The sequence below is a fragment of the uncultured Methanobrevibacter sp. genome, assembly GCF_902770715.1.
Classification (GTDB): domain Archaea; phylum Methanobacteriota; class Methanobacteria; order Methanobacteriales; family Methanobacteriaceae; genus Methanocatella.
Window position 1 is genome coordinate 1 of sequence record NZ_CACXTS010000057.1, and the last position, 4,842, is coordinate 4,842.

Here is a 4,842-nt window from a genome sequence, read left to right on the forward strand (position 1 = left end):
GGTGGAAATACAAATCCTGAACATCTACTATAATCACTGACATAACCTGAACCAACTAATGATGCAAAGGTAACTACTTGAGTATTATTGGAAAAGTTGCAGGGTAAGATGCTGAAATTATTATAAACAATTGATGACAAGCAATTATTGTTACGCCAACTCCAACATGAAGCTGGTCAAAAGGAACCAAAAGTTGCATAATCCAGATTCGCCCTTGCTGATTGGGGAAGTTAAAGATGGTGATGTTGTAAAAGAGGTTAATGAACCCAGCTATATTGATTCACAAACTAGGTTGCTTTGATTTTTAGTTTTGCAATATTGGGGTATGTTTATATTAAGAGAAAATTACATTTTCAATAGAGACAATCTCTGCTTTACCTGCATTCAATACTATTGAACTGGCCCACATTATGGAAGGCGAGGAAGTTTAATGTACAAGATTGTGTTTAAAGAAAAAAGAAGAAGAGAAAACTATCTGACAATACTTTTAGCAAAGTTTACGGCTTCGTTTATATCTTCTTCGTTTGGATGACCTCTATGAACGAATTTAAATTGTCCTCTGCAATGGAATTCTCTATCATCCATGTTTAATCCACATTTTTCAGCTTCTTTTTTTATTTGCTTATAGGTTGATTCGATAAGAGCTGCGGATGAGACATTAACAATACTTCCAACATTCACATCAATATTTTTGAGGAATTCCTTGACTTTTGAATCTGCTCCAGCATTATATACACTATTTCCCAAGAACAATATGTCAACATCTTCGTTTAAAGGTTCATCTATTGTTTTTGGAGCAACACCGATAGCTTCACCTATTGCTTCTGCAAGTTTTTCAGTATTTCCAGTTTTTGAATAATATCTTATTGCAATTTTCATTTTAAAACCTTCCTTGAATTGTATTACTACTCACAAACCCAACTAATTAACTCATTAATTTGGCTTTGTTGGTCGTCTTTACTTTCAAATCCTTTAGGATCATTGTTTTCACTACACATAACATTTTTGTGAGCACCAAATCTTAATACTCCAAATTCAAATGCGACATGTTCAGCTACAGGTGTGTAATCTGCTTCTCCTCCACCATAGCTGAATACTATACCTATTTTTTTTGATTCGTCTGGTGCTTTCATCTCTTTTGCAGGATTGAATTTGGAATAGAATCTGTCAATTAAAGCATCGACCATTCCAGGAAGCCTTCCAAAGAAAATAGGGGTGATAATAAATGCACCGTCACATTCTTCCAGATCATTGATTAAATCATATGCATCATCTTGAACTATGCATTCGTCTTTTGCCTTACAAGCATTATCAGCTTGACAAAATCCGATTTCTTTATCTTTTATATTGAATATTTCAACGTCTCCATCAATTTTTTCTTTGATGAAATTTGCAATTGCATATGAGTTTCCTTTTCTTGTACTTCCATTTATAACGATATATTTTGCCATAATTAATACTCTCCTTTGTTGAAATAACTTTAAAGTTATTATATATTATGATATATGAGGTCGTATTAATATAGTTAATCGTTATATAAATGTAGCAGGTGCATAATGGTAACCTTTAACAACACTATAGAAACATTTTTAAATTCACTCCTACAAAGACTATTACATGAGTGAAAGTGATGAAATAATCAAAAGACTGGACAGAATAGAAAATGAATTGATTACAATAAAAGAAAATAATTACAATCAAAACCTTCAAACTGCCATTGAAAGCATTAGGGACACCTACTCTAATTCAATCAAGAAAAATTTTGCAGACAATCTGGGGGAGAAGTGTAGTGAATTTTATCTCCCAAATTGCAAAAATGAAGAGTGCAAACAATTTATAGTCCAAGAGTTCAAAGAACTTTTTTTAAATACTCAAGAAACAGACCTCAACAAACTTAATGAACAGCTGGATGAAAAATTTTATTCTGTATGTGGCGTAGAATGTAGTCCATGCTACAATAACTTTAAGGAATACTTCTTTGAAGAGTTGAAGATGATCAATTCCATTAATGTGTCATATGAACTTAATGAAAATGAACCGATTGAAAAGTTGGATGTGGATATGTTAATTTCCGATGTATTTGAACCGTTATCGAGCAAGCAAAGGGTTATCATAATAGAATCGTTATATGTAGAAAACAAATCATATACTCAACTTTCACATTTAACTAAATTAAGGGGAGGAAACCTACTGTTCCACCTTGAAAAACTACAGGATGCAGGTTTAATCTCACAAAAACAAGACCGTGGCGAATACCTGCTCACAAAAAAAGGTTATACAACTTTGTCCTTAATAAATCAATTTCAAAAATTAATGTAATTACAATAATTGGCCACATTTATACGGGTTATAATGTGTCATTGAGAAAGAATTTGCCAAGCAATATTGTTTTCACTGTTCACGAACAAATTTCACTATACGTATCGGAGAATTTGGTTATTATTATGCCCACGCCAATATGGAACTGGTCAAAAGGAACCAGAAGTGACACAATCCTAATTCTCCGTTGATACTTGCTGAGATTAAAGAGAGGGAGTTGTAAAAGAGGTAAATGACCCAGCTATATTGACAGCCAACAAACATTGATTTGATTTCGCCAATAAAATTATTGTTTTGAAATTATAATATTGTTATCATTCTTAAATATTGTTTTATTTTATTTTAATCGTTTATTATTAAAATAAATAATTTTAAATAGTTTATAATTAATAATATCTATAAAAATATGATTAAATTTTTTATTTATTTTTTTTGATATATTTCTTAAAATAAATTAGTAATTGCTTAAATAAAATTAGTATAATTACTTAAATATGAATAGTATAATTACTTAATTGGTGGTATGTGGAATATATTAAAAGATATGTTTTGCATATAATGTAATATTTATAATTTTAAAACTAAATTATTATCATGAAAAAGTTTTTGAGTGTTGCATTAAAATTCCAATGGAAAACAATAGTGTTTATTTTCGCATTAATAATCATTCAGACATTCGTTCAAATGGAAATAATTGATTTGTTCGGTGCGGCTTTGACTGGAGTCAAAGAACAGAACGTTGATTTGCTTTTCAAATCAGGATTATATATGTTAATGTATACCGTCATTTCAATGATTGCCGTTTATGTCATCTCTTTTCTCACAACAAGAGTGGCTTCAAAATCAGCATATACTGTCCGTGAGAAAATATTCCATATTCTGATGAACTTGCCTCGTGAGGAAATTGATAAATTTAAAATTTCAGGGCTAGTTACAAGGTCAACCAGAGGTATGTCCTCCGAACAGGGATTTATAGTGATGATACTCGAACAGTTAATGCTTATTCCAGTTACATTCGTAGCAATTGTATATGAAATAGCATTGATTGATGGAACTTATGCATTATTTTTCTTAGGATTTATTGGTGTTCTTTCTGCAATCATAATTTTTAGAATGAAACAGATTGTGGAAATATTTTTCAGAGCTAAAAAGACATATGGTAAACTAAATTTATTATTCTTATCCAAAATCAATGATATAGCTGGCAGGATTCCATTTAACAAACAGGAGTATGAAGTCGAATTTGAAAAGGCATGTGAGAACTCCTATGATAAAAATGTCATCTATATTAAAAGTCAATGTTACCTCGGACCAATATTAATGTGGGGTTTATATGTTATTGTCCTGGTTACATTGGCAATGGTTAATTCAGGATACACCATTGGATTTGAAACTGATAGTGTAATTGATTCATTCATTATTCTGGTATATGTTGCCTACTTCATCACTACTCTAGCTAATATTCCTGCATTAATTGACAGATGGCCACGTGCATATGCCACTTCTGTGCGTTTGGAGGAAGTCTTGAATATTGAAGATAAAATCATAAAATCCAATACAAATGATAATCTGAAGGAAATAGAGATTGTTGAGGAGGATATTGCTCAAGAGGCTAAGGGCATATGGGATGAAAGAAAGGGTATCTCTGAAAAATTCACTGCATTGTTAAAAGAGGATAAGGCCAAAGTAAGAATATCAATGATTTTACTTACGATATCCACATTGTGCATGGTTTATGCCCCAAAAGTTGCCGGAAAAACAGTTGATTTATTGGCTTCCAATTGGAATTCAACTAATGACCCTGCTATCTACATTAGTCTTGCCCTGTTGCTGGTATTGTATTCAGTAGGATATCTGTTTAAATTACCTCCAAAGAGAATCATGGGGGCCACAGGTGAAAAAGTAGCATATGATTTAAGAGTGAAATTATTTGATAAGCTTGATGCTGTTGGTTCCGATTTCATTCAGGAAAATTCAAAGGGTCTTGTTCTATCCAGACTAAACAACGATGTGATGAACATCAGGGAGTTTGTTTCATCTAAATTTACTGAAATTTATGCGCAGATTCTATTTATAGTCTTTGTAATAGTGTTGATTGTGATGACAGACTTCAGGTTGAGCTTAATATACCTTGTGATATTGCCGGTTTATGCCGTTTGCTTTTATGTATGTGATGTCAAATCTAAAAACTATTACGATGGTCATCAAATGCAGTTGGGGAGATTGATGAGCTATTTTGAAAGAGGCCTGTCAAATCGTGATTCATTCCATGAAAAAGGGTTTAAAAAAATGAATCAAACTGTAATTGACTATTATGTCAAATCCAAAAACGTTACTAATTTTATGGTGCCTGTTACAACCCTTTTAACAAATATAAGTAAGATAACTGTTTATATTGCGGGGATTTACTTTTTAGCAGGTAATGAGATTCAGATAGGGACTCTATTGGCAGTTATTATGTATGGGCAATTATTAACAGATCCTATTAAAAAGCTAAGTTCCTCGATGGCCACTATTGAAACT

5 protein-coding genes are annotated in these 4,842 nt (G+C 31.9%); 3 read left to right on the forward strand and 2 right to left on the reverse strand.

The window, feature by feature from the left end:
* The first annotated feature begins 133 nt into the window (after positions 1 to 133).
* A complete protein-coding gene (locus QZU81_RS10305) occupies positions 134 to 301 on the forward strand; it encodes a hypothetical protein (RefSeq protein ID WP_295591639.1) in 168 nt (55 codons plus the stop codon).
* A 170-nt stretch (positions 302 to 471) separates the two neighbouring features.
* Here QZU81_RS10305 and QZU81_RS10310 read toward each other — a convergent pair whose 3' ends face one another.
* Positions 472 to 879, reverse strand: coding sequence for a flavodoxin family protein (locus QZU81_RS10310; RefSeq protein ID WP_012955170.1), 408 nt, complete (start codon positions 877 to 879; stop codon positions 472 to 474).
* A gap of 26 nt (positions 880 to 905) precedes the next feature.
* Complete coding sequence (locus QZU81_RS10315) at positions 906 to 1,451, reverse strand: flavodoxin family protein (protein ID WP_012955171.1); 546 nt, start codon at positions 1,449 to 1,451, stop codon at positions 906 to 908.
* A gap of 166 nt (positions 1,452 to 1,617) precedes the next feature.
* On the opposite strand from QZU81_RS10315, the gene QZU81_RS10320 reads away from it, so the two are divergent.
* Together QZU81_RS10320 and QZU81_RS10325 are read left to right on the forward strand one after the other, a co-directional pair.
* Positions 1,618 to 2,319 (forward strand): winged helix-turn-helix domain-containing protein, encoded by a 702-nt coding sequence (locus QZU81_RS10320; RefSeq protein ID WP_012955172.1) that lies wholly within the window; start codon positions 1,618 to 1,620, stop codon positions 2,317 to 2,319.
* A gap of 594 nt (positions 2,320 to 2,913) precedes the next feature.
* Positions 2,914 to 4,842, forward strand: a 1,929-nt coding sequence (locus QZU81_RS10325; protein ID WP_295591642.1) for an ABC transporter transmembrane domain-containing protein, incomplete at its 3' end; no start/stop codon positions are given.

Bases quoted from the DNA above. Each gene is read 5' to 3' on its own strand.
- QZU81_RS10305 (WP_295591639.1), top strand. From the start codon at position 134: ATGACAAGCAATTATTGTTACGCCAACTCCAACATGAAGCTGGTCAAA.
- QZU81_RS10310 (WP_012955170.1), bottom strand. From the start codon at position 879: ATGAAAATTGCAATAAGATATTATTCAAAAACTGGAAATACTGAAAAA.
- QZU81_RS10315 (WP_012955171.1), bottom strand. From the start codon at position 1,451: ATGGCAAAATATATCGTTATAAATGGAAGTACAAGAAAAGGAAACTCA.
- QZU81_RS10320 (WP_012955172.1), top strand. From the start codon at position 1,618: ATGAGTGAAAGTGATGAAATAATCAAAAGACTGGACAGAATAGAAAAT.